Here is a 26,175-nt window from a genome sequence, read left to right as displayed (position 1 = left end):
CCTTTGTAGTAGGTAGGAAGAAAGGTGAGATTCAAATGTTATCAAAAGAAAAATTAGCTCGCATTAATGAGCTTTCTAAATTAGCGAGAGAGGGCAAATTGACGGAAGAGCAGGCGAAGGAACGTACAGCACTGCGCAAAGAATATTTAGATACTTTCCGTACTACAATGCGCGATACAATCGAGCATGTGAAAGTAATTGATGAAGAAGGCAATGACGTGACACCTGAAAAATTAAAACAAATTAAATCACAGAAGAAGTTCTTAAACTAACAACATTTCATTAATATGTCACATTTAATATAAAGTATGACATATTTTATGGGACGTTTTTAGAAATTATTGTTTTCTTGTGAAAATTTGTCTACACTATAAAATGTATAAATATCGTACGAGGAAAGGATGTCACATAATGACACAACAGATGGATCAGTTAGCAATTAACGCAATCCGTACACTATCAATCGACGCAATTGAAAAAGCAAATTCAGGTCACCCAGGTTTACCGATGGGTGCTGCACCGATGGCTTATACATTGTGGACGAAGCAATTACGCCATAACCCGCAAAATCCTAATTGGTACAACCGCGACCGTTTTGTATTATCAGCTGGACATGGTTCCATGCTTTTATATAGTTTATTGCATCTAGGTGGCTACGGTTTAGAGATGGAAGAGATTAAAAACTTCCGTCAGTGGAATTCAAAAACACCGGGACATCCTGAATATGGTCATACAGTTGGTGTAGAAGCGACAACTGGTCCATTAGGACAAGGTATTGCAATGTCAGTAGGTATGGCGATGGCTGAACGTCACTTGGCTGCAACATACAACAAGCCTGGTAAAGACATTGTTGACCACTATACGTTCGCGTTATGCGGTGACGGAGATTTAATGGAAGGTGTTGCTGCAGAAGCAATTTCTCTTGCAGGTCACTTAAAGTTGGATAAATTAATTGTACTATATGATTCAAATGACATTTCACTAGATGGTGATTTAGAAAAGTCATTCTCGGAAAACATCCAAAAACGTTTCGAATCATACGGCTGGAACTATTTAAAAGTTACTGACGGTACAGATATTGTTGAAATTAATTCTGCTATTGAAAAAGCAAAACAAAATACTGGCGGCCCAACTGTAATCGAAGTGAAAACGGTTATCGGTTTTGGTTCTCCTAACAAATCTGGTAAATCAGATTCACACGGTGCTCCACTAGGCTTTGATGAAGTTACTTTAACAAAAGCTGCATACGCTTGGGAGCATGAGCCATTCTGCGTTCCAAATGAAGTATATGATACATTCAAAGCGGCAAGTGAAGTACAAGGTGTACAAGCTGAAGCAGCATGGAATGAGTTATTCGAAAGCTACAAAAACGAATATCCTGAATTGGCTGCGCAATTTGTCAATGCAATGGAAAACAAATTACCGGAGAACTTTGCTTCTGAGTTACCTGTATATGAAGCAGGTACTGCAGTAGCTACTCGTTCATCATCTGGTGATGCAATCAATGCTCTTGCAAAAACAACGCCATCATTCTTTGGTGGTTCTGCTGACTTGGCAGGCTCAAACAAAACAACGATTAAAGGCGCCGGCGATTTCTTTGCTGAAACTCCGGAAGGCCGTAACATTTGGTTTGGTGTTCGTGAGTTTGCAATGGGTGCTGCACTGAACGGTATGGCATTACATGGCGGATTAAATGTATTTGGCGGTACTTTCTTTGTATTCTCTGACTATGTACGTCCAGCCATCCGCTTATCTGCATTAATGGGATTACCGGTCACATATGTGTTTACACATGACTCAATTGCAGTTGGGGAAGATGGTCCTACACATGAGCCGATTGAGCATTTAGCATCATTACGTGCAATGCCGAATCTTTCAGTGATCCGTCCTGCAGATGCAAATGAATCTGTAGCAGCATGGAAACTAGCTGTAGAGAGCAAATCAACACCAACTGTATTAGTATTATCCCGTCAAAACTTGCCTGTATTGGATGTTGCTACAGAGACAGTTTACGAAGGTGTTGAAAAAGGCGCATATGTTGTGTCAGCTTCTGCTAAAGAAACTCCGGATGCTCTGTTAATTGCAACAGGTTCTGAAGTTGGCTTGGCAGTGGAAGCGAAAAAAGCATTGCTTGCAGAAGGAATTGACGCATCAGTTGTATCAATGCCATCAATGGATCGTTTTGAAAAACAGTCGAAGGAATACAAGGAATCCGTATTACCTAAAGCTGTAACGAAGCGTTTAGCAATTGAAATGGGCGCATCTCTTGGCTGGCATAAATATGTTGGCTTTGAAGGCGATGTATTGGCAATTGATAAATTCGGTGCATCGGCTCCAGAGAAAATTGTGTTAAAAGAATACGGCTTCACAGTAGAAAATGTAGTTGCGAAAGTAAAAGCACTTTAATTCGAAGCTTAAATGTCACTTGTCTACTATGGCAAGTGGCATTTTTTCATTTCTATACCAGTCGGAATTCAGGCCAAATATTGAAGGATAAGAAAAAAGCTTTGGCAAAAAGAGCAAATTCAGATACAATATGCCCATACTAAAAAATGGGTAACGTGCGATTTTACTGAAGAAATGGTACGATAATAAAGAAATATGGAAGTATCAGATGAAGGATGTGGATGAATAATGACAGCAGAAAATAAGCAAAAAGAAATTACTACATATATCGAACAGACACTTTATTACCTATCGAATAAAGCGGATCTTGAAAAATTCCAAACAATGCTTCAAAAAAATATCGATGAAAAAAGAGCTTCCTCCACTTCAACGACTGATTTTTATGATCGACTAATGTTAAATATTGCGTATTACGTGGAAAATAAAATGGCGTGGACAGATCTTGTTCGAGCAACATTCAGTTCAGGAAAAGTGCCTACTGTTTCTTATATCGAAAATGAATTAATGGCCCAGCAAATGCAAATCCGCAACAGTGTCGGAGAGAAAATGGACGATTATAAGAAAGCATTCCACCAGCAATATGACGCATTAAAGGTAGAAGATGAAGATGTGATATACGATTATGCATATGCATCTGTTGAACATGCTTACCGTATTGACTTTTTAACAGTTGCCTGTGCTAAAAATGCAAACATTTTAACAGAAGGCGATATCGAGGAAACAATCAAAATGCTGGATGGCTATATGGCTTATTATACGGATCAGCTTGTCAATAAAATGACGCTTTCTTAAAAGGAGATTTAAAATGAATACACCATTTACTTATTTACACAAAGCACCAAAAAAAGATGGAGATAAGCAACCTGCTATTTTTTTACTGCATGGATTAGGGAGCGATGAAAACGATTTACTTCAACTTGTTGATTCGTTTTCAACTAATTGTCATATTTTCAGCCTGCAAGGACCGATTAAGCATCGTCCCGGCTATGCATTTTATACATTCGAAGAAGAAGGTAAACCGAATCGTGCAATCTTTGATAAAGTACTGAAAGGTATTGAATTATTCATTAAAGAAGCGATTTGGGAATTCAATTTGGATGAAAAACAAATTTATGTAGTCGGCTTCAATCAAGGGGCAGCGGTTGCACAGTCACTTGCAATGGTGATGGGCAATGCCATTCGTGGAACAGCAGCATTAAGCGGTTATTTACCGGAATTCGCTGCACTTGAATATAGTAAAAAAACGATGGATAAATCCAAGATCTTTATTTCTCACGGGGAATATGATTATGATTTTCCAATTGATTGGGCAGAGCATGCCGTCCGATTTTTCAATGACTATGGCACGGATGTAACATTTAGAACGTATCCGGTAGGGCATGGGGTAAGCGAGCAAAATCTGCACGATTTAATCGCATTCCTATCGCAAGATTTACTGGACAACAATTTAAACTAAAGAAAACAGCTGACGGAAGAAGGGTGAATTACTTCATGTCAGCTGTTTTTTTCGTGTCCAGCAATTGCTCTGCTTCGGCAATAGACATCGGTTTGTAGAAATAATAGCCTTGACCAGCAGGACAGCCGAGTTGTTGAAGCATTGCCAACTGTTCTTCTGTTTCAATTCCTTCAGCAATGGGGCGCATTTGAATGTTTTTCGCCAATTGGATAATCGTTTGTACAATGGCATACATCCCAGGTTCGTTCATTGCGCTGACAAAGCTTCGGTCGATTTTGATTTCGGAAAAGGGTAACTGCGGCAAATAACTTAACGAAGAAAAGCCGATTCCAAAATCATCGATTGAGCACTCAATCCCCATACGTCTTAATTGATTCAGAATTTCTTTTGCTTTTTTGAAATCCACCAATTCGATGCTTTCCGTTACTTCCAGTTTTATATAATGCGGCGGGACATTATATTTGTAAAAGATGTCACTTATATTTTGCAGGAAATCCGGATCGTAGAAATGGTCCGGAGAAATATTGAGTGCAATCGGTAATATTCTTTTGTTCTCATTGATTCGATTTTGAAGCCAAATAAGGATCTGCTTGAAATTCAGTAAATCAATCGCTTTTATCTTACCGGTTTGTTCGGCAATCGGAATATATTTTACCGGTGAAATAAAACCAAGTTTGCTTGAGTTCCAGCGAGATAGTGCTTCAAAACCCTCCACTTCAATCGTTTGGAAGTTGATTTTAGGCTGCAAATAAACTTCGAACTCTTCATGTAAAAGCCCATAAGCCAATTGATTGAGAATATCCATTTCTTCCGTCAATTCTTTCGTACTATTATCTTCATAAATGGAATAGCTTGTCCCAGTACGTTTTTGTGCATTGGATAAGGCAATATCAGCCTGGTGAATGCTCTGTTCGACTGTCATCGACTGATTGAAAACCGTATAACCGATTTTTAAAGTAATATAGATTTCTTTACCGTCAATGATATAAGGTAATTGAGTGATCGATTCAAGATGCTGATTGTACGTAATGAAGCAATCCTTTTCGTCAACTATCCCTAAAATAAGCGAATTTGAAAATCGCGAAATCAGTGAATCATTTTCCGGAAAATAGATTTGCATTCGATCTGCCACTTGACGGAGTAAATCGGCTCCTGCGTTTCTGCCATACAAATCAACCACCTTATTAAATTCCGTAGGGTGCAGGATGGCGACTATTCCCGAATTACCATCATTAATCCATTCAGATAATTCTGACTTAAAATAATGGAGGTTCGGTAAATTTGTTTCGACATCAAAGAAGGCGAGTCTGCTAAGCTCAATTTTTTGTTCAGCATATTTAATTGCTAATTGGATCAGCAAGGCCAATCGGTTTAAGTAATTGATATCGATTTGCTTTAACTCTGTTGCATCCTGATTGAACAGTGTCAAAATGCCGCTTACTTCATTTTGAGGTGTCAAAATAGGCTTTGTCCATGAACCATGAACAACATTAAGGTCCCACTGTGTAAAAAGATCGATCTGTTGCTCTTCTTGTGCAAAGTCCTTTAAATAAACCGCATTCGAATTCAGATTCGTATTAGGGGTAATTTCTAATATGTCTAGTTGACTGAGAATCCTCTGTGGCAATGAATATGTACCTAACGATTTAATTTCTCCATGTTCATTAAAAATATGAATGGCACAATAGACATCACGAATGTAAAAAAGTTCAATCTTCTCGGTAATTAAATTTAAAATCGATTGCAGGTTATCCTCATGATCGATCGCTTCATACACTTCATGTTCCAATTTATAGACCATTTTATTTAACTCTGCTTCAGTCGTATCTTCGCAAGTTAGCAAAATATATTGAATGATATTATCTTCATTTCGAATCGGATGCAGTGTAATCGAGTTCCAAAAAGCGGATCCCTTTTTTGTATAATGCAAAATCGTGAATTTTTTTGCGACACCTGATTTTAAATGTAAATTTAATTCTTCAATAGATGTTTGATTCGTTCTGTGTCCATTAAAAATACTGATATTTTGATGCAATAATTCCTTCATTTCGAATGATGTAAACTTAAGAAACTGTGAATTAGCATGTAAAATAGATAAATTTTCATCATTTATATCAATGATGAGCGATCCTTTCGAAAGCTGGTTACTTAAGGTCTTTAGCCAATTAAATAAGCGGTCTTTAGATAGGGGTATAAATTGATCAATGGTCATTCTAACTTCCCCTTTAAAAAGTAGTGTGTATTTTAAAGTAAGTATAACAAAATTCCTATAAAATGAAAGTGGTATTATATTAATATAAAAAAATCCCTTTTATATAAGCCAAAAGTACTTATTATAAAATGGAGTATATTAACTATTTTAACGCAAAAAAAAGAAACTAGTAAATATAAAAATTACTAGTTTCTGTAAAAGCTATTTTCGATATTCATCGATTTTTGTTGTGATTTTATCTTTCACATCAGCAACTCTTTCCTGAGCTTCCCCTTTTAGCTGATCGCGTTGACCTTCCACTTGTAGAGATGGGTCATTAGTATTTTTGCCGATTTCTTCTTTTACTTCGCCTTTAATTTTGTTTCCTGCGCCTTTTAGTTTATCTGTAAATCCGTTTGACATAATATGACCTCCTAAATGTTTAGATGGTATATATATTCCCGCATATATTATTGCTAAACAAAATGGATAGAAAGGTCGGATTTAAGCAAAATAGCCAATATATTTATTTTATGTAGATTTTATAAAAGTGATGAAGGGTTTCCTGACCTGCTTCTTTTATCAATGGCTGTCCATCCATGTTCAATGTTGCTTGTGTTTTTGTTTCATCAATTTTGTAATTGTTGAATGAAAGTATTACTTCAACTTTTCCATGTTCTTTTAGCCGTTCTTTTTGGTCGGCAGAAAATGAGTGGTGTGCAAATAATCCATTATCTTGCCAAGTACCTGAGATTTTCAACAGCTTGGTTTTCCCGCTGTCGTCATATTCCCATTGGACATCGCGTAATATAGATTTAAATAGCTCGTTAATTGTAAAAGTTTGATTGTCGAATTTGATTTCTGTAGCTCGAACGGAATGAACATCGATTGAAATTGCAGAAGCTGCTTCATTCGCTTTTGAATTAATCCCTGCTGCCGCCTCTTTTAAATCTGCTACCGTATCACCACATCCAGCCAACAAAATTGAAGTAAAGAATACTACGAAAAATCTTCCCATTAGAGTCCCTCCAATGTCGTCATTTCATTCATCTTACTAAATTGCGGTGAAAGATTCGTACCGATTTTTAAACAGTTTGTGAAAAATTTGTAACAGTTCGTTTAACAGAATTCCTTTTTTCGAAAATGTTTGTTTTTACTGTTCATGAATAACGTTTGCAACTGTGGGTATGATTAGAAATAGATACGTATCGCTTGGTACTGAAAAGTCCATCATCTAAATAATCGAAAGTGAGTGATTTTATGCGGATTAATGATGAATTGCTAGACAAACTTGGAATTTACTTTGTTTATCATGAAGTATATAACAAATACGGCATTACTTTTGAAAGCTTTGTTGATCGTTGGACAAGAGGAATATTGGAAATATAATTTAGCATGATTGAAAAGTAGGAATAGAAAACAAAAACGGTTCAAATAATAATAAAGATGCGGCCTTGGTAGTAGGACGTATCTTTTTTTCTGTTTTCTTTTTGGAAAAACTTGTTTACGATGAAACGGAATACATAAATAAAGGAGAATCGACAATGAAAGTACGTGAACTAGGTATAACGATTGGACAATTGCCTTCAGGGTATAAAAATTGCATAACCGATATTGAAGGTGTAAGCGTCGGACATGTGACATTGGATTATCCATTAAATGATTCAGGAGATGCAGCCTGTACCGGAGTAACCGCTATATTACCGCATCCAGGTAATCTGTTCCGGGAAAAGGTGACAGCGGCGAGCTATGTATTGAACGGTTTCGGAAAAACAACCGGTCTTATTCAAGTGGACGAACTAGGTGTAATCGAGTCGCCCATAATGCTTACGAATACATTTGGAGTACCGAATGTAGCACAAGGGACACTTGAGTATTTACTTGAACAGAATGATGAGATAGGAATTTCGACCGGTACGGTTAATATCGTTGTCGGTGAATGCAATGATAGCCATTTAAACTCGATCCGTCATTTTCCTGTAAAACCTGAACACGCCGTTGAAGCGATACAGCGAGCAAAAACAGATGCTGTGGAAGAAGGAGCTGTCGGAGCGGGAAAAGGTATGGTTTGTTTCGGCTATAAAGGAGGAATTGGGACCTCATCACGTATTGTTGAAGATAAGGCTGGACAAAAGTATACTGTCGGATGCCTCGTACTTAGTAACTTTGGCAAGGCGAACGAATTTTTGAAAGACCGGTATAAGGTGACAGCTGCCAACGGTGAATCGACAATTAGTCCTACAGACGGCTCTATTATAATCGTAATGGCGACAGATGCACCGTTAAGCAGCCGGCAGTTGAAACGAGTTATAAAACGTTGCGGAATAGGGTTGGGGAGAACAGGCAGCCACTTTTCCCATGGAAGCGGAGATATTGTCATCGGTTTTACAACAGCTCGTACAGTACAGCATCAATTCGATGGAGAGCTGGAAAGTCGACAGCAAATTAGGGAAGATCATGACGTGATGAATGCATTGTTTATGGCAGCTGCTGAAGCGACAGAAGAAGCCATCTTGAATTCATTGTCGCAAGCTAGAAAGACAACCGGAAGAAATAATCACACAGTCCAAAATTATAATTTTGTCGAATAATGTATTTTTTTCATAAAGAAGTTTAGTGGGTCTTTTACACCATATCAGTGTAAAAGGCTTTTTCTTATGAAAATATAATACTATGGGGATAATATGTTTTGAATCTATTGTAGAAGATTGCTATTTATCAAGGTTTTAGCGCGATGAAAAATTAAAGTTTTATTTAGAAAACTATTAGAAAAAACTTCCACAATCGAAATAAGTATGGTATTTTATAGATTATAAATAAAAGACTGAAAAATCTAAATCTTTGAAATTATTATTCTAGACTGATGAACAAATAGCAATGAAAGGAGAATCGTTATAAATGAAAGTGTATATAAGTGCAGACATCGAGGGGATAACCGGCACAACGGTATGGAGTGAAACGGAACTGAACGCTCCGGATTACGCCCAGTTTCAAAAACAAATGACAAAAGAAGTGCTTGCCGCCATTGAAGGGGCATTTGCAGGTGGCGCTACGGAAATCCTTTTGAAAGATGCGCATGATTCCGGCCGAAATATTTTGATTGAAAATCTGCCTGAGAATGTAAAAATTATTCGTGGCTGGACGCAAGAGCCGATGTGTATGGTTGCGGGGTTGGACAGCAGTTTTGACAGGGCAATTTTTATCGGCTATCACAGTGAAGGCGGCAGTGAAAAGAATCCTTTGGCCCATACACTAAGTTTATTGGCCGATGTCAAAATAAACGGCGAATATGCCAGTGAGTTTTTAATAAATACATATGCAGCAGCCCTCCATGATGTACCGGTTGCTTTTGTCAGCGGAGATCAGGCGTTGACAGAACATATCGCCCGATACAATAACCAAATCGTCACATTCGCAACAAAAGAGGGAATCGGTCATGCAACAATCAATGTAAGCCCTCAAACAACATTAAAACAGACAAAACAGCTTGTAGAACAGGCAATGAAGATTGAACGTACAAAGCTTCAAATAGAGTTGCCGAAACACTTTACAGTGGAAATTATTTATAAAGATCATATTAAAGCCTACCGGAATTCGTTTTATCCAGGTGCAACATTTAAACCGCATAATACAGTCCAGTTCGAAACGAACGATTATTTTGAAGTGTTGAGACTGTTGCAATTTTTAACTTGAAGCAGGTGAATTTATGAAAATATCAAAGGTTGAGGTGGGGTTTGTCGAGGCACCTCTTATTACCCCGTTTAAAACAGCTTTACGCACAGTACATAGTATCCGAAATATTGCCGTATTAATTTATACCGACAACGGGCTGATCGGCATTGGCGAAGCTGCGCCGACCCATGTCATTACAGGAGAGACGCTTTCATCGATTCGTTATGCAATAGAAGAGGTGATTGCACCATCAATAACTGGGATCGAAATTGATGAAATTGCACTGCTTTGTCAAAAGATCGATGCGTGTCTCTACCAGAATACGAGTGCTAAAGCAGCAGTCGAAATTGCGCTTTATGATTTATGGGCAAAACAATACAATGCTCCCCTATTTAAATTGCTGGGCGGCTACAAAAAGAATATTACAACGGACATCACCATTAGTGTGAATGAAACCGATGAGATGGTGAGAGACAGTATAGCAGCTGTTAAACGGGGCTTTTCCATTTTAAAAGTGAAAGTCGGAAAAAATCCGGTAGAAGATGTTGAACGGGTCATGGCAATTCGAAAAGCAGTAGGACCTGATATTACATTAAGGGTTGACGCCAATCAAGGATGGACAGCAAAAGAAGCTGTAAAAATTATTGGACAGCTTGAGGATAAAGGCGCGGATATCGAACTCGTTGAGCAGCCTGTCCATTATAGTGATATAAAGGGCATGCAATATGTTACAAACAATACGTATACAAATATTTTGGCAGACGAAAGTGTATTTTCTCCAAAGCAAGCGATCGAGGTCATTGAAAAGCGGGCCGCGGATTTAATAAATATTAAGCTGATGAAAACAGGGGGCATTTCTAAAGCGCAGCAAATTAACCACATTGCAGAGGCAAATGGTATCGCTTGTATGATTGGCTGTATGCTTGAAACAAAAATCAGTGTCAGTGCAGCTGCCCATTTTGCTGCAGCAAGCAAAAATGTCACAATGGTTGATTTAGATGGACCAAGTTTGTGCAGTGAAGATCCAATTGAAGGGGGGCCGATTTTCGAAGGGGAAAACATTCAAATGATTGATGCTCCCGGTATCGGGTTATTCATAGAGGCTTACTTAGCCAAATAGAAAAAGATAGAAAAGAGAAATGGGGGAAATGACTTTGAAAAAATCTTTGTTAGCATTACTTTGTATGTTCGTACTCGTACTAGCAGCTTGCGGTGATTCATCGGATTCTGGTGAAACATCGGAATATCGAACAGTGTACTCAGGTGAAATTAAAACACTGAACTATTTAAAAACAGCAGAAACAAATGAATTTGCATTATCGGCGAATTTAGTAGAAGGATTAATAGAATATGATGAATATGGCGTTGTTAAGCCAGGATTAGCAGAAAGCTGGGAATCCAATGAAGATGCAACTGTATGGACATTCAAACTTCGTGATGACGTAAAGTGGGTAGACCATGAAGGAAAAGATGTAGAAAATGTTGTAGCACAGGACTTTGTAGATGGCTTAAATTATGTGCTTGATGCGAAGAACGAATCTTCGACAGCGTGGATTGCAACAGTCGTGAAAAATGGTGATGCTTTTTACAATGGCGAAGTAACGGATTTCTCGCAAGTAGGTATTAAAGCGATTGATGAAACAACGCTTGAATATACATTGGAAGCTCCGACACCATACTTTTTATCGATGCTGAACTACGTATGTTTCTTCCCTGTAAACGGCGAGTTCTTAGCTGAAAAAGGCGAGGCATTCGGAACGACTCGTGAGAATATTTTATATAACGGCGCATATATTTTAGATAAATTCGAACCTCAAAATGAGCGTGTACTTGTGAAAAACGATGCTTACTGGGATAAAGAAACAGTGAAAATCGATCGTATCCGCTATAAGTACAATAAAGAAGCAGCGACAGTTGCACCTGAACTGTTCCTACGCGATGAGATTGACGGGGCATTAATCCCGACGTCAATTTTGGATGAATGGCTAAACAGTGATGACAAAAAAGATTTAGTACGCCAAAACACAAATAACTTCTACACATACTTCTATGCATTAAACTTTGATCCTCAATATGATGCAGAGTATGAGCCAGAAAACTGGAAAGTAGCAGTAAACAATAAAGATTTCCGTAAATCACTTTATCATGCACTTGATCGTGTATCGGCAATGTTAACGATTGAGCCTTACAATCCGCAAGATTTACTGTCAAATACAATTACACCGAAGAACTTCGTGGATGTGGAAGGTGTAGATTACACAATGCTTGAGCCATTAAAAGAGATTACAGAAACAGATTCATTCAACAAAGATCTAGCGCTTGAGCATAAAGAAGCGGCAATGGCTGCATTAGCCGGGAAAGCTACATTCCCAGTCAAGGTATTGTTACCTTACAACTCTGGTTCACCGGAATGGGCTAACCGTTCACAAGTAGTGGAACAACAGCTTGAAAACCTTTTAGGTGCTGATTATATCGATGTGGAACTGTATGCAGGTCCTGCGACAGGATTCCTTAGTGAAGTACGTCGCCCTGGTAAGTTCTCGATGCTTGAAGCAAACTGGGGTCCGGACTTTGCTGACCCGTCAACGTATACAGATCCATTTTCAGAAGGCGGAACATATAACAAGCCGGAAATGGCTGAAGGCTATAACAGTGAATATAACAAGCTAGTTGAAGCTGCAAAAGCAGAAGTAGATCCGGCTGTTCGTTATGAACTGTTTGCAAAAGCAGAGGCATTTTTAATTGAGGAAGCATTTGTTATCCCGTACGCAGTAGGCGGCGGCGGTTATACTGCTTCAAAATTAAATCCATTTGAATCACAATATTCGCCATTTGGTGTTACATCCGAGAAGTTTAAAGGTCAGTCTATCCTAGAGAAGCCAATGAGTAATGAAGAATTCAAGTCTGCTAAAGAAGCATGGGAAAAAGAACGTGCGGAAGCATTAGCAAACACTTCTAATTAATACGAAGGCATTTTAAATGGAGGTAGATTAGGAGATGACAGGATGTTTCTGCATCTCCTTTCTGCTTTTATAAACTTTATTCGACCGATGTTACGGATTTAATAAGGAGTAATTGGCGCTTGAGATCAACAATTACCGGACGTCATTACACCGAGGAACTACTGAGGAGGGAACGTGTTTGTTAAAGTATATTGCGAAACGATTCGCGCAATCGATATTGACGTTATTTATCATCGTGACAATAGTTTTCTCCCTGTTACGATTAATGCCTGATGAAGGCTATTTAGGCGCAGCAGCAGAAAAAATGTCGCCGGAACAGCAGGAAATTTATTTAACGAATCTGGGCTTACGGGATCCGTTATTAGTCCAACTTAAAAACTTCTACATCGACCTTATTCAAGGCGATCTAGGAAAATCGATTACATACCGTACAGATGTACCAGTACTTGACATTATTCAGGATAAAATGATGTATTCTATATTGTTCGGATTAGGAGCTGTCGCACTATCCTTATTAGTTGGTGTACCGCTGGGCATTTTGATGGCTCAGTTTAAAGGGCGCTGGCTCGACAGGCTGGGCACAGGCTATATCGTTATAGTAGTAGCAGTACCGGCAATGGTATATTTCCTTATGATTCAAATGTATATTTCGGAGTTGTTCAACTTGCCGATGCTGTTTGATGAATACAATCCGCGTAGTTTTATTTTACCGTTAATTTGTTTGGCGCTTGGTCCGATTGCTTCTTATGCAATGTGGATGCGACGCTATATGGTGGATGAGCTGAACAAGGATTATATTAAGCTGGCTCGTGCAAAAGGTGTGACAGAACGTACGATTATGTTCCGCCATGTGATGAGAAATGCGTTCATCCCGATGGCGCAATATTTACCTGCAACGATTTTATTTACGATTACCGGTTCGATTTATATTGAATCATTATTTTCAATTCCAGGTATGGGTGGATTGCTCGTAGATGCAATCCAGCGCCAGGATAACAATGTCGTACAAGGTTTAGTGCTTGTATTTTCTTCACTAGGGATCATTGGTTTAATTTTAGGGGACTTACTGATGGCAATTGTTGACCCTCGAATTAAACTAGGGAAAGGGGACAGTGTACGCTAATGGGAATTTTTACGAAAGAGATTCAGAATATTTCGGAAAAATCAACAGAGCAGCTGCATGATCACATGTTTGACTTTGCCGCTGTCGATGATGCAAAAGCGGAAGAAACAGCTTATTCTAATTACTCTTATTGGCGTTCGACCTTCCGCTCCTTCAGGAAAAATAAAATTGCTGTATTTTTACTTGTCTTTGTCATTGTCTTGATTGCATTTACATTTGTCCAACCTTATTTGCCAGATCAAAAATCACCCACTCAAATTTATTTGAATCCGGACACTGGAATGCAGGACCGGAATGTTGCTCCTAATGATGAATATATCTTTGGAACAAACTCCATCGGTCAGGATTTATGGTCCCGAATTTGGGAAGGAACAAGAACTTCTTTATTTATCGGTTTTGCTGTAGCGATTATTGAAGTTCTGATCGGTTTTACAGTGGGGGCATTATGGGGTTACTCGCGGAAACTCGAGGCACCGATTACTCAGCTGTACAATATCGTGGATAATATTCCGACAACGATTGTACTCATTTTAATGGCGTATATTTTGCGACCAGGCATATCGACGATCATTATCGCCATGTGTATAACGGGATGGGTTGAAATGGCGCGCTTCCTGAGAAATCAGATTGTCATACTGCGTGACCGTGAGTATAATCTGGCATCCAAAACTTTAGGAACACCCGGCTATAAAATCATCTTGAAAAACCTGCTCCCATATTTAATTTCAGTCATAATGCTACGAATGAGTTTAGCGGTCCCGGCTGCAATTGGTGCAGAAGTATTTTTAACATATATCGGACTCGGATTGCCGGTAAGTGAGCCATCATTAGGTAACTTGATCAATGAAGGACGCGTACTGATGATGTCACCGGATTTACGTTATCAGCTTATTTTCCCAAGTATCGTGCTAAGTGTCATTACGATCGCCTTTTATATTATCGGGAATGCATTTGCTGATGCGGCAGATCCGAAAAATCACGTTTAAAGAGGAGGGCGTTATATGGAACAGGAAAAAATATTATCCATCGAAAATCTAGTCATAAAATTTAAACTGCGTGGACAAACCTTGACGGCTATCCGTGATATTTCGCTCGATTTATATAAAGGAGAAAGCCTTGCAATTGTAGGGGAATCAGGTTCAGGAAAATCCGTATTAGTAAAATCAATCATGGGTCTCCTTGATAAAAACGGCTATATTGCAAATGGACAAATTCACTTTGACGGCCATGATTTATCGAAATTTAAAACAGAGGCAGACTGGCTGAAGGTCCGCGGCAAAAAAATTGCCATGGTGACACAAGACCCGATGACATCACTGAATCCGCTGAAAACAATCGGCAAACAGATCGAAGAAAGTGTCGTACTGCACCAAGGATTAAAAGGGAAAGAAGCATATGAAAAAACATTGCAGCTGCTGCGTGATGTTGGGATCCATGATGTGGCGCGCCGCTATAAGCAATACCCGCATGAATTTTCCGGTGGGATGCGTCAGCGGATCGTAATTGCGATTGCTGTTGCCTGCAATCCGCAAATCCTGATTTGTGATGAACCGACAACAGCCTTGGATGTAACGATCCAGGCACAAATCCTGCAGCTGTTAACAAATTTGCAGGAGAAGTATTTGCTGACGACGATTTACATTACGCATGATTTAGGGGTTGTTGCGAAAGTCGCGGACCGGATTGCAGTTATGTATGCAGGGGATATTATCGAAGTTGGACAAACAGAGGAAGTATTTTTCGATGCGAAACATCCGTACACATGGGCTTTGATTTCGTCACTTCCACAATTGGGCAATAAAGGCGAAGAACTGTATTCAATCAAAGGCACACCACCGAATTTATTTAAAGAGATTAAGGGGGATGCGTTTGCACCTCGGAATCAATATGCACTCAAAATCGACTTTGTTGAACGTCCACCTTTTTTCAAAGTGACCGATACCCACTATGCCCGCACATGGCTGCTTGATCCGAAGGCACCGAAAGTAGAGCCTCCTGAAGTGTTGCAAGCCTTTTTCGCAGAAGGGAGACAATATGCAAATGACTAATCTAAATAAAGAAAAACTGATTGAAGTAAAAAATATTGATATTGTTTTTGGACAAGGCAAAAAACAGTTCAAAGCGGTAGACAACGTGAGCTTCGATATATATAAAGGGGAAACATTCGGACTTGTAGGGGAGTCGGGGTCAGGAAAAACGACAATCGGCCGTGCGATTATGCGCATTAATCCGATAACAAACGGAGAAATCCTATTCCATGGAAAACCGATCAATGGCCGTATTTCCAGTGCATGGGACCGTGAAATTACACAAAAGATCCAAATGATTTTCCAGGACCCGGGTGCTTCTTTAAATGAACGGGCAAAGGTTGACTATATTGTTTCAGAAGGTCTGATCAATAATAAAAGGTACGGCAATGAGCAGGAGCGAATCGATAAAGTAAAAAAAGCTTTACTGGAAGTCGGACTGCTGCCGGAATTTGCTTCACGTTTCCCGCATGAGTTTTCGGGCGGGCAGCGTCAACGGATCGGTATTGCCAGAGCACTAGTGATGGAACCGGAGTTTATTGTAGCGGATGAACCGATATCTGCGCTGGACGTTTCCATCCGTGCCCAAGTATTGAACTTATTGTCCAGCTTACAGGAGCATCGTGAGTTAACGTATTTATTTATTGCCCATGACCTGTCGATTGTGCGCTTCATAACAGATCGTACGGCGGTGATATACAAGGGGAAAATCGTTGAACTGGGTGAAACGGAAAAGCTGTTCAACAATCCGTTGCATCCTTACACGAAAGCATTACTGGCTGCTGTTCCGGAACCGAATCCGTTAAAAGAACGCAGAAAAAAGCTGCAAGTGTATGATCCGACTGTCCATCAGTATGAAATGGATCCACCTGAATTTGTTGAAATTGAAGAAGGACATTTCGTATTGGCCAATCAAGAAGAGCAGGCACAATATCGGGCGGTGCTTGCCGGAAGTGGAGTGTAGACGATGGCAATGATAATCCCAAAATCTTTGAAAAAAGGCGATACTGTCGCATTGATCAGCGCATCGGGAGCAACACCGGAACACCGTATCGAACGGGCAATCCAGGCAGTGGAACAGCTTGGTTTTCATGTAGTTGTAGGAGAAACGTGCAGAGCTCGTCACGGATATTTTGGGGGCAGTGATGAGCTGCGTGCCAAAGAATTGAATGATATGTTCCGAAATCCAGAAATCGACGGTATTTTTTGTATTCGCGGAGGCTATGGCGCGACACGGATTTTACCGATGCTTGATCTGGAGATGATTAAAGAAAACCCGAAAGTATTTGCCGGCTATAGTGATGTGACGGCACTGCACATTGTATTCAATCAGCAATGCGGCTTTGTAACGTACCATACTCCGATGCCGTCGACTGAATTTATCCGTCCAGAAATGGATGACTATACATGGGAGTATTTCATCAGCAGTGTGACAAATACCGGGTGGAATGATTATTTCCTGGAAAATGCAAAAGGCCAGGATATGAACATGGTTGTTCCCGGGACGGCTACAGGTGAATTAGCTGGAGGCAACTTAACCCTTGTTGCAGCATCTTTAGGCACACCGTATGAGATTGATTTAAAAGGTAAAATTCTCTTTTTGGAAGACATCGATGAAAATGTGCAACGAATCGACCGAATGCTGACACAGCTGTCATTGTCGGGGAAACTGCAGCAACCTTCGGGAATTTTGCTCGGTGCTTGGACGGATTGCGGACCAATGGATTTAAAAAATACAGAAAATAATTTAAGTTTGGATACAGTATTTGAAGAGATTTTAGTGCCGTTGAATATTCCAATCATAAAAGATGTAACATGTGGTCATGTACTGCCGACGATGTCATTGCCGCTCGGTAAAACCGTAACAATCGATGCGACAAATAAATCTATTCGGGTTGTAGGTTAAGCTGATGCATAAACAACTTGAACGTATTATTGCACAGTGTCCATATAAAGTGCATGGCATTGTAGAAGATTACAATACTAATGAGATTGTATTGGAAAATCGGAACGAGGAAATTTTCAGCAGTGCCAGTATTATTAAAGTGCCGATACTGATCGCTATTTTGGCTCATCTGCAAAAAACGAACGGCAATTTGAATCGCAATTACGAAATCACACCGGATAACATGGTAGATTTCAGTGTTCTAACCGAGCAGAGACAAACGCAAGCTACACTGCACGAGCTGTTACTTTGGATGATCATTACGAGTGACAATACAGCCACAAACGTATGTATTGATCTTTTAGGCATGGATGCATTTAATGATTATTTTAAAGAAATCGGTTTACATAATACTCGGGTCCAGCGAAAGATGATGGATTTTGAACGTCAAAAGCTGGGCCTTGATAATGAAACGACAGCACAGGATATGCAGCACCTTTTCGGGCAAATATATAGAGGTACACTCCTTACAAAAGAGTGGAATGCAGTTGCACTCGATATTTTAAGCAGGCAGCGCAGTCACGAGTCGCTCAAACGCTATATTGTAGATGACGTTAAAATGGCGCATAAAACAGGTGGTCTCGATACGGTCGACCATGATGCTGGCATTGTTTTTACAAGAAATCGAGATTATTTTATCGGGGTTTTCATTACAGAAGTGACCGATAACGACAAAGCGAGACAAACGATCGGCACGATTTCTAAAATCGTCTATGATCATTTTACAAAACAGGAGGAGGGAATCGATTGAATGCCGTTGTGAAAACAAAAATTGCGAATTTACATGCAGCACCAGACCGACATTCTGAGTTAATCGATGAGGCGTTGTACGGAATGCCGGTCGAAGTTATAGAAGAAATTGATGAAAATTGGGTCAAAATCCTAACCTTTTACCGTTACGAAGGCTATACATTAAAATCCAATTTGCAAGTTGGAAGTGAACCGACTGTAAACTGGGTATATGAAGCAAATGATGTCGTTATTCAAAGCTTTGCGGATGTCCTTAAAGCACCAAAAATACAAAGTGAAAATATCCTGACATTGACACGTGGCGCTTTTATCAAAGTTGTTCTGGAGGCCGGGCTTGATCCAACTTGGGCAAAAGTACAGCTTGTAACAGGTGAAGAAGGGTATGTTCGGTCGGCCTGGATTCAGGATCGTGTAAAAGTGTATACGACAAATGAAGAAGCATTCCGCAAGCAAGTAGTGGAAACTGCTTTTCGTTATTTAGGAACACCATACCGATGGGGCGGGAAAACGCCTTTAGGCATTGACTGTTCAGGTCTTGTATCAATGGCATATATGCTGAATGGTGCTTTTATTTACCGTGATGCGAAAATAGAGGAAGGTTTCCCGTTAAGGAAAATAGAAGGCGACAACTTAAAGCCGGGAGATCTGATTTTTTTCCCTGGCCATGTAGCGATGTATATTGGGAATGATGAGTATATCCATTCCTCGCTGGGTGGAAATGAGGTCAATGTAAACAGTCTGAACTTGCAGCATGACCATTACCGTGAAGATTTGGCGACAACGATTACGGAGTACGGCAGTATTTTTTAATTTAATAACTAAAAAAGGTCAACTCAGCAAGAAATCTGAGTTGACCTTTTTAGTTACATGAAAATTTGTTTTGTTCAATTAAAAGTTTTTAAGAATCCAATCGTTCGCTTCTACCCAATTATTAACGCGAATGACGTTATTCGGTACAGGCATTTGATTGTACGGGGTATCAAATAAAATAACAGGGATTTTTAGCTCTTCGGCAATTTCCACTGCATTATCATGTTTGTCTTCGAAAAAAGCTTCCACTGCATGCTTCTTTGCGATGGCAATTTTGTTATGACTGCCGATACATTCGATATGGTCGTAAGGCACTTTAAATTGATCAAACCAGTTTTTCGTAATATCGAAAACATTTTCTCCACGCGCAGAAATATAATAAAGCTCATACTGGTTTTGCCAGGCAGTTAAAATGCGATGTGCATCTGCAGCAAGCTCACTTACTTCATACATTCGTGGCTCGTTTTCTTTAAACCAGGCCTGAAACTGTGCGCGGTCTACAGGGTGCGGAAAACCACTTAAAAAATCATATTCCGTTACATCTTGTAGCGTCATATTAATATTGTATTGTTTATTAATATGTGGAATCAATGTGGCAGGACATGTAACGGTCCCGTCAATATCGATGCCGAACCGATGTTTTAAGTTTGTCATTTCCATTACCTCTTTTCTTTACACAGTTGCATTTGCTTGTGCTTCTGCTTCACGCTTTGCTACCATTTCAGCAGCTAATTTATCGATTTCTTTCTTCAGTTCTTCCACCATTGTTTCTTCAGGAACTTTACGAACTGTTTTACCTTTCATGAATAAAAGCCCTTCACCACGTGCACCGGCAATACCGATATCTGCTTCACGTGCTTCACCAGGACCGTTAACCGCACAGCCTAAAACAGCTACTTTTAACGGAACATTCAATTTTGAAATGTATTCTTCTACTTCGTTGGCAATTGAAATTAAATCAATTTCGATACGGCCGCATGTCGGGCAAGAAATTAATGTCGCCATGTTTGATGCCAAGCCGAATGATTTTAATAATTCACGGGCTACTTTAATTTCTTCCACTGGATCTGCAGATAATGAAATACGTAAAGTATTACCGATCCCTTTAGATAAAATCGCACCTAAACCGGCAGCTGATTTAACAGTACCGGCAAATAATGTACCAGATTCTGTAATACCTAAATGCAGCGGGTAATCGAATGCTTTTGATGCTTTTTCATAGGCTTCGATTGCCAGGTTTACGTCTGATGCTTTCATCGAAACAATAATGTCATGGAAATCCAAGTCTTCTAGAATTTTAATGTGATGCAATGCAGATTCTACCATTCCATCTGCAGTAGGGTAACCGTACTTTTCAAGAATATGACGCTCTAAAGAACCGGCGTTAACACCGATTCGGATTGGTATACCTTTTGCTTTTGCCGCATTTACAACTGCTTCTACTTTTTCGCGGCGCCCGATGTTACCCGGGTTGATACGTACTTTATCGATGCCACCCTCGATGGCTTTTAATGCTAATTTGTAATCAAAGTGAATATCCGCTACTAACGGGATATTAATTTGTCTTTTTATTTCAGGTATTGCATTTGCAGCACGCTCATCCGGTACTGCAATACGTACGATTTGACAACCTGCCTCTTCTAAACGTTTAATTTCGGCAACCGTTGCTTCTACATCATGTGTTTTCGTCGTACACATACTTTGGATTACGACTTCGTTATTACCACCTATTGTTAAGTTACCGACACGCACAGGACGTGTTTTCGTACGGTGAACGATTTCACTCATGAAAAATTCTCTCCTTTTCAGGCTTTTGATGTGTTATATCTCCTAAAAGATATAACGATATGTAAGCCGTCACTGTTCCTTATTTTATCAGTGTATTTAAAGAAGAACAAGGAAGAAACATTATGAAATCAATTTAGACAGTTTTCCTTCGCGTTCGAGATGATTGGGATGAGAACAGTGTCTCCTGGTACAAGCGGCTGTAAATTTAAATGCGGATTAAGTTGGTAAAATTGTGCAAGTCTTTCTGGGAATGTGGTTTTAATAGGTGAGGGAGTTGCTGAAAATAGATTGTAAATGGTATCGTCCGGCTGGATTTTTACGACAACATAGTTTCCTTGTTCACCTTCCTGACATGATTGCGGATCAGTATAAAAGGATGCTAATGGGAGCGTACCTTCCTGTAAATCAACTTTAATGACAAATGCAAACAACAAAAGAACGATGGAAGCTATTAAAAAGCGCAAAAAAATCCTCCTTCTCTCTACAATTTAACTCGTTAATAGATTGTTAAACTATATGATTCAGAAGGAGAATTTATTATTTTTGTACGGGATATTTTGTTAAGGCAATAATTATAAAGAACATTGTGATAAAAATACTGATAAGGGTTATAACAGTTTGTGAGATTATAAACAGATTTCCGAAAATCATCAATAATGTTCCCCACGTGCTTGCAAAAACAGCTGTACGCCATATTTGTCTGTATTCGCCGCGTCGTTTCATCGGTTTAATGAAAAACAGACCTGCAAGCGCATATAAACTTACTTTAATAAAATAGATGGATGTATTCAGTACGAATAAAAAAACAATGGCGATCGGATAAACAATCCACTGTATATTTTGTGCATACTGTTCAATCTCCGAATAGCCGAAAATTTCGGCTGTTCCGGCATTAATAAATTGGCTGAATGAAAAAGCAGTAATGAGGGTAATCATTAAAAAGGCATACTGCATCACTTTACCGATGGATAGAATCCGGTATGCCCCCAGCTTTTTGGGACTGGTTAAACTATGTATGAATAACTGCATATGTGAAATTTTCATAATATTCGAATGCTCCTTTACAAAAGTAGTGTAACATGAAAAAAATTCGAATTGAACTCGGAAAATTAAATTGAATCTTTTCCTCGTACATTACGTATAATTTGTGAAAACATTATAGGAAGAAGATTAGAAAGGATGTGAAATGAATGGATATTATTGCATGGATACTTATTATCGCACTTTTTATTATTGCGTTTATCGGCTTAGTATATCCAATTATCCCATCCGTCTTATTTTTGCTCGGCGGGTTTATCGTTTATGGGCTATTTTATAGTTTTACCGATTTGCCATGGTGGTTCTGGGTAATTGAGCTATTATTTGTTGCGCTGTTATTTGTGGCAGATACAATCTCGAATATAATCGGAGTAAAAAAATTCGGCGGATCAAAAGCCGGGATGTGGGGAAGCACGATTGGTTTATTGATTGGACCATTTGTTATACCGTTTGCAGGTATTATTGCGGGTCCGTTTATCGGTGCAATTATAGGTGAATTAATTGTGACGCGAAGTAATTTGAAGCAGGCAATTAAAGTCGGTGTTGGTTCAGTTGTAGGATTTTTAACATCGGTCGTCACTAAAGGGATTATTCAAGCAGTAATGATTATCATATTTTTTATGGCTATCTAGTTTAAAATTAAGTGCTAGGAAATTATTGAAGAGCAAATATTTGTAAAATCAAATCATTATCGCTTACACTAGTAATGGAAAGATTACATACAACAGGTAAGACAAGTAATCCGAAGCCTTTCCGTCAAAAGACTGAAATGCAAATATTACGGTTTTTTTCATTGAATGAGGAATCATTTTTTGATAACCTAGTACTGTAATCAACATTAATTACTTGTTCCAGGGAGGAATATTATCATGGCATTCAAATTACCAGAATTAACTTACGCTTACGACGCATTGGAACCACATATCGATGCAAAAACAATGGAAATTCACCACACTAAACACCACAATACTTACGTAACAAACTTAAACGCAGCAGTAGAAGGTACTGAATACGCTGACAAAGACATCAACGAGTTAATCTCTAACATCGATGCATTACCAGCTGACAAACAAACTGCTGTACGCAACAACGGTGGCGGACATGCTAACCACACATTATTCTGGGAATTAATCGCTCCAGGCGGTTCTAACACTCCAGTAGGTGAAGTAGCTGCTGCAATCGATGCGAAATTCGGTTCATTTGACGCATTCAAAGAAGAATTCGCAAAAGCTGCTACAACTCGTTTCGGTTCAGGTTGGGCATGGTTAATCGTTGATGGTGACGGTGTAGCTGTTACTTCAACTCCAAACCAAGACTCTCCAGTAATGGAAGGTAAAACACCAATCCTTGGCTTAGACGTTTGGGAACACGCTTACTACTTAAACTACCAAAACCGCCGTCCAGACTACATCGGTGCATTCTGGAACGTAGTGAACTGGGACGTAGTAGAAGCTAAGTTTCAAGCTGCAAAATAATAGCGCGAAGAATTAACTATATTCTAAACGGATACCAGTTTGCGACGAAAGCGAAGCGGCAGGAGCACTTCTGGGACGTAGTAGAAGCTAAATTCCAAGCTGCAAAATAATTAAAGCTAAACTGTACCGAAAGCAACGCGGCAGGTATAAAATACTTTAATCGTAAAACGCATGAGAAGTTTCATTACTTCCATGCGTTTTTTTATGTATTTTTTTCCAGTTATCTGCTACGCTCAAAATAATAAACAGAATTGGGGTGCAGTAGATGATTGATGAATTTGTCGCACAGATTGATGATAAGTGGCACGGGGCCTATATTAAATTAATGGAGACGATTGATGAAAACTTGCCGCCTGGATTTGAAAAGTCAATAGACCGGAATATGATCGTATATAATGTCCCATTAACAACTTATCTGAAAGGGTATCATGTCACACCGAATACACCATTACCGTTTTTAGCACTTGCTCCACAAAAGCGCCATATTGGGCTATATCATATGGGGATTTACAGTGATCCGGAACTTCTGAAGTGGTTTCAGGAAGCCTATGCCGAAGCGGTGCCGACAAAGCTGAATATGGGAAAAAGCTGTATTCGCTGGACCTCGACAAAACATATCCCTTATGATCTGATAGGTGAATTGAGCAAAAAAATGACGGTAGATCAGTGGATTGCCACCTATGAAAGTGAAATACAGAGATAAAATAAGAGGTTATATCACATACAAAAATACCAATGGATAAGAATAAAACTCTTTTTAGAAACGGGTATTTTGTAAAATTGATTGGAATGGAGGGCGACTCCTGCGGGAATAGCGTGACGCCTGAGACTACAGGCTCAGGCCACGCCCGCGGAAAGCGTCCCGGAATGGAAATCAATTTTTAACGCTCAGCAAAAAAAGCTATTTTTCCCTAAGGGAAAAATAGCTTTTTGGGTAATAACCACCCATTATGTCATAAATTAAATCTTCTTTTTCAAAGTTTCATTCAAGCGATAAAAATCATAAATATATTTGTTTAATGTCTCGGGTGCAAGTACATAATCTTCCTTATGCCACTGAATAAGAATGCCCATAATCGAGTTTCCTGTATAGCTTGCCAAATATTCAAGCTGTTGATCGGATATATGTTCGGTTTCTTCTAAATGCGACTCCAATATAAAGGAACGAATCGTCTCTAATAATTTGTGATAATAAAGCATCGGTGTTTTTTCATCAAAAACAATCCTGTAAAAGGCTTCATGCTTTTTGACATGGTGAAAAATTTGAATCATTTCAGGTGTTAGCATGGATAAATTATCTTTCGTCACATCGTATGGAAAATCGTACGAAAACTTTAAATCTTTCACGATGTCATTGAAATAGCGTTCAAATACTCCGTGGACATTTTTATAATGCAAATAAAATGTACCCCTGTTAATTTCTGCAATGCGGCAAATTTCTGCTATCGTAATATTCTCCAAAGATTTCTCATTCAATAAGACAAGAAGCGCTCTTTGCAGGCTGTCATGTGTCTTCTTTACACGTAAGTCCATAAATTTTCTCCTTTAATGAACAGAATATTAAAAAGTGTTGGATATTGTACAGAATTCCAAATAGCTGTTGTTTGTACAATAATTTGCTCTCAATTATAATTTTTATTGAACAGATGTACAATAACTTCAATACAAAAGGAGAGATTTAGAATGAAATTACAGGATAAAGTAGCAATCGTAACAGGTGCCGCTTCTGGTATGGGAAAAGCTATCGCGGAAGCTTATGCAAAAGAAGGAGCAAAAGTAGTTGTTTCGGATTTAAATGAAGAGGGCGCAAAAGCTGTTGCAGGTGAAATTACTGCAAACGGTGGTACAGCATTTGCAATTGCAACGAATGTTACAAAAGATGAAGACTTGCAAAGATTATTTGATGCCACAATTGAAAACTACGGACAGCTAGATATTTTAGTGAACAATGCCGGGATTATGGATGGATTCGAGCCTGTCAATGAAATTACAGATGCACGCTGGGATATGATTTTCGCTGTTAATACTACCTCAGTTATGAAGTCCATGCGTATCGCAACAGATATGTTCTTAAAACAAGGTCATGGAGTTATTGTAAATAATATTTCAGCTGGCGGTTTAAACGGTGGTCGTGCAGGTGCCGCATATACCGCTTCGAAACATGCTGTTGTCGGTTTAACAAAAAATACTGCATTCATGTTCTCTCAATCTGGTATTCGCGTAAACGGGATTGCACCAGGAGCTGTTATGACAAATATTCAACAGTCGATGCAAAATATTAGCCAATACGGTGCCGGCCAACAGCAAAAAGGTTCGGGACTGATTCCACGTGTTGGAAACCCGGAGGAAATCGCGAAACTGGCTGTATTTTTAGGTTCGGAAGACTCAAGTTTCATCAACGGTCAAATTATTACAGCGGATGCTGGTTGGACAGCTTATTAAGTATATTTAAAGGCTTTGTAACTTCGGTTGCAGAGCCTTTTTTGCATATTTTATTCTCCTCCATCTAGTCGTAAGTACACCTAAACGAA

27 protein-coding genes are annotated in these 26,175 nt (G+C 39.1%); 19 read left to right on the top strand and 8 right to left on the bottom strand.

The window, feature by feature from the left end; genetic code table 11:
- Positions 1–35 precede the first annotated feature (35 nt).
- The 4 genes from MKY27_RS10870 (at position 36) to MKY27_RS10855 (ending at position 3,862) form a co-directional block, all read left to right on the top strand.
- Positions 36–272 carry a DUF896 domain-containing protein gene (locus MKY27_RS10870; protein WP_079527868.1) on the top strand — a complete coding sequence of 79 codons (237 nt, stop codon included), beginning with the start codon at positions 36–38 and terminating at the stop codon, positions 270–272.
- A gap of 139 nt (positions 273–411) precedes the next feature.
- The gene (gene tkt / locus MKY27_RS10865) at positions 412–2,406 is read left to right on the top strand and encodes a transketolase (protein WP_339195050.1); all 1,995 of its coding nucleotides are present in this window, start codon (positions 412–414) and stop codon (positions 2,404–2,406) included.
- Between the two features lie 228 nt (positions 2,407–2,634).
- Positions 2,635–3,198 carry a DNA helicase gene (locus MKY27_RS10860; RefSeq protein WP_339172005.1) on the top strand — a complete coding sequence of 188 codons (564 nt, stop codon included), beginning with the start codon at positions 2,635–2,637 and terminating at the stop codon, positions 3,196–3,198.
- Between the two features lie 13 nt (positions 3,199–3,211).
- A complete protein-coding gene (locus MKY27_RS10855) occupies positions 3,212–3,862 on the top strand; it encodes a dienelactone hydrolase family protein (RefSeq protein WP_339195048.1) in 651 nt (216 codons plus the stop codon).
- A 28-nt stretch (positions 3,863–3,890) separates the two neighbouring features.
- Here MKY27_RS10855 and MKY27_RS10850 read toward each other — a convergent pair whose 3' ends face one another.
- From MKY27_RS10850 to MKY27_RS10840, 3 genes are all read right to left on the bottom strand, one after another.
- Positions 3,891–6,074, bottom strand: a complete 2,184-nt coding sequence (locus MKY27_RS10850) for an EAL domain-containing protein (protein WP_339195046.1) — start codon at positions 6,072–6,074, stop codon at positions 3,891–3,893.
- 201 nt (positions 6,075–6,275) lie between these two features.
- Entirely contained in the window at positions 6,276–6,476 is a 201-nt protein-coding gene (locus MKY27_RS10845) for a CsbD family protein (RefSeq protein WP_339172000.1), read from the bottom strand.
- Positions 6,477–6,579: 103 nt separating this feature from the next.
- Positions 6,580–7,071: a 23S rRNA methyltransferase gene (locus MKY27_RS10840; RefSeq protein ID WP_339195045.1), complete on the bottom strand. Its 492-nt coding sequence runs from the start codon at positions 7,069–7,071 to the stop codon at positions 6,580–6,582.
- A gap of 526 nt (positions 7,072–7,597) precedes the next feature.
- On the opposite strand from MKY27_RS10840, the gene MKY27_RS10835 reads away from it, so the two are divergent.
- From MKY27_RS10835 to MKY27_RS10785, 11 genes are all read left to right on the top strand, one after another.
- Entirely contained in the window at positions 7,598–8,644 is a 1,047-nt protein-coding gene (locus MKY27_RS10835) for a P1 family peptidase (RefSeq protein WP_339195044.1), read from the top strand.
- A gap of 307 nt (positions 8,645–8,951) precedes the next feature.
- A complete protein-coding gene (locus tag MKY27_RS10830; protein WP_339195042.1) occupies positions 8,952–9,746 on the top strand; it encodes a M55 family metallopeptidase in 795 nt (264 codons plus the stop codon).
- Between the two features lie 13 nt (positions 9,747–9,759).
- Entirely contained in the window at positions 9,760–10,845 is a 1,086-nt protein-coding gene (locus MKY27_RS10825) for a dipeptide epimerase (RefSeq protein WP_339195040.1), read from the top strand.
- Between the two features lie 34 nt (positions 10,846–10,879).
- Positions 10,880–12,688, top strand: a complete 1,809-nt coding sequence (locus tag MKY27_RS10820) for a peptide ABC transporter substrate-binding protein (RefSeq protein WP_339195038.1) — start codon at positions 10,880–10,882, stop codon at positions 12,686–12,688.
- A 178-nt stretch (positions 12,689–12,866) separates the two neighbouring features.
- A complete protein-coding gene (locus MKY27_RS10815) occupies positions 12,867–13,811 on the top strand; it encodes an ABC transporter permease (RefSeq protein WP_339171988.1) in 945 nt (314 codons plus the stop codon).
- Positions 13,811–14,797 carry an ABC transporter permease gene (locus tag MKY27_RS10810; RefSeq protein ID WP_339171986.1) on the top strand — a complete coding sequence of 329 codons (987 nt, stop codon included), beginning with the start codon at positions 13,811–13,813 and terminating at the stop codon, positions 14,795–14,797. The genes MKY27_RS10815 and MKY27_RS10810 overlap by 1 nt, the downstream gene beginning before the upstream one ends.
- A 15-nt stretch (positions 14,798–14,812) precedes the next feature.
- Entirely contained in the window at positions 14,813–15,859 is a 1,047-nt protein-coding gene (locus tag MKY27_RS10805) for an ABC transporter ATP-binding protein (RefSeq protein ID WP_339171983.1), read from the top strand.
- On the top strand, positions 15,852–16,802 hold the full coding sequence (locus MKY27_RS10800) for an oligopeptide/dipeptide ABC transporter ATP-binding protein (RefSeq protein WP_339171980.1): 951 nt from the start codon (positions 15,852–15,854) through the stop codon (positions 16,800–16,802). The genes MKY27_RS10805 and MKY27_RS10800 overlap by 8 nt, the downstream gene beginning before the upstream one ends.
- A 3-nt stretch (positions 16,803–16,805) precedes the next feature.
- Complete coding sequence (locus tag MKY27_RS10795; RefSeq protein WP_339195034.1) at positions 16,806–17,744, top strand: LD-carboxypeptidase; 939 nt, start codon at positions 16,806–16,808, stop codon at positions 17,742–17,744.
- Between the two features lie 4 nt (positions 17,745–17,748).
- Entirely contained in the window at positions 17,749–18,534 is a 786-nt protein-coding gene (locus MKY27_RS10790) for a serine hydrolase (protein WP_339195033.1), read from the top strand.
- Positions 18,531–19,343, top strand: coding sequence for an NlpC/P60 family protein (locus tag MKY27_RS10785; RefSeq protein ID WP_339195030.1), 813 nt, complete (start codon positions 18,531–18,533; stop codon positions 19,341–19,343). The genes MKY27_RS10790 and MKY27_RS10785 overlap by 4 nt, the downstream gene beginning before the upstream one ends.
- Positions 19,344–19,421: 78 nt before the next feature.
- Here MKY27_RS10785 and MKY27_RS10780 read toward each other — a convergent pair whose 3' ends face one another.
- The 4 genes from MKY27_RS10780 to MKY27_RS10765 all read right to left on the bottom strand — a co-directional run bounded on the left by MKY27_RS10780 (position 19,422) and on the right by MKY27_RS10765 (position 22,175).
- A complete protein-coding gene (locus MKY27_RS10780) occupies positions 19,422–19,997 on the bottom strand; it encodes a hypothetical protein (protein ID WP_339195028.1) in 576 nt (191 codons plus the stop codon).
- 18 nt (positions 19,998–20,015) lie between these two features.
- Entirely contained in the window at positions 20,016–21,131 is a 1,116-nt protein-coding gene (gene ispG, locus MKY27_RS10775; RefSeq protein WP_339171971.1) for a flavodoxin-dependent (E)-4-hydroxy-3-methylbut-2-enyl-diphosphate synthase, read from the bottom strand.
- Positions 21,132–21,259: 128 nt separating this feature from the next.
- The gene (locus MKY27_RS10770) at positions 21,260–21,595 is read right to left on the bottom strand and encodes a hypothetical protein (RefSeq protein ID WP_339195026.1); all 336 of its coding nucleotides are present in this window, start codon (positions 21,593–21,595) and stop codon (positions 21,260–21,262) included.
- 73 nt (positions 21,596–21,668) lie between these two features.
- Positions 21,669–22,175, bottom strand: a complete 507-nt coding sequence (locus tag MKY27_RS10765; protein ID WP_339195024.1) for a DUF1189 family protein — start codon at positions 22,173–22,175, stop codon at positions 21,669–21,671.
- Between the two features lie 146 nt (positions 22,176–22,321).
- On the opposite strand from MKY27_RS10765, the gene MKY27_RS10760 reads away from it, so the two are divergent.
- From MKY27_RS10760 to MKY27_RS10750, 3 genes are all read left to right on the top strand, one after another.
- Entirely contained in the window at positions 22,322–22,801 is a 480-nt protein-coding gene (locus MKY27_RS10760; RefSeq protein WP_339195022.1) for a DUF456 domain-containing protein, read from the top strand.
- 237 nt (positions 22,802–23,038) lie between these two features.
- Complete coding sequence (locus MKY27_RS10755; RefSeq protein WP_079527822.1) at positions 23,039–23,644, top strand: superoxide dismutase; 606 nt, start codon at positions 23,039–23,041, stop codon at positions 23,642–23,644.
- 265 nt (positions 23,645–23,909) lie between these two features.
- The gene (locus MKY27_RS10750) at positions 23,910–24,347 is read left to right on the top strand and encodes a DUF1801 domain-containing protein (RefSeq protein ID WP_339195018.1); all 438 of its coding nucleotides are present in this window, start codon (positions 23,910–23,912) and stop codon (positions 24,345–24,347) included.
- A gap of 257 nt (positions 24,348–24,604) precedes the next feature.
- On the opposite strand, the gene MKY27_RS10745 is transcribed toward MKY27_RS10750, so the two are convergent.
- A complete protein-coding gene (locus MKY27_RS10745; protein WP_339195016.1) occupies positions 24,605–25,177 on the bottom strand; it encodes a TetR-like C-terminal domain-containing protein in 573 nt (190 codons plus the stop codon).
- A 150-nt stretch (positions 25,178–25,327) separates the two neighbouring features.
- On the opposite strand from MKY27_RS10745, the gene MKY27_RS10740 reads away from it, so the two are divergent.
- Positions 25,328–26,086, top strand: a complete 759-nt coding sequence (locus MKY27_RS10740) for an SDR family oxidoreductase (RefSeq protein WP_339195014.1) — start codon at positions 25,328–25,330, stop codon at positions 26,084–26,086.
- Positions 26,087–26,175: the final 89 nt, after the last annotated feature.

This window comes from Solibacillus sp. FSL R5-0449 (genome assembly GCF_037975215.1).
In the GTDB taxonomy this organism is placed as follows: domain Bacteria; phylum Bacillota; class Bacilli; order Bacillales_A; family Planococcaceae; genus Solibacillus.
The sequence above is the reverse complement of the archived record's forward strand: the minus strand, read 5'-3'. Positions and strand labels throughout refer to the sequence as shown.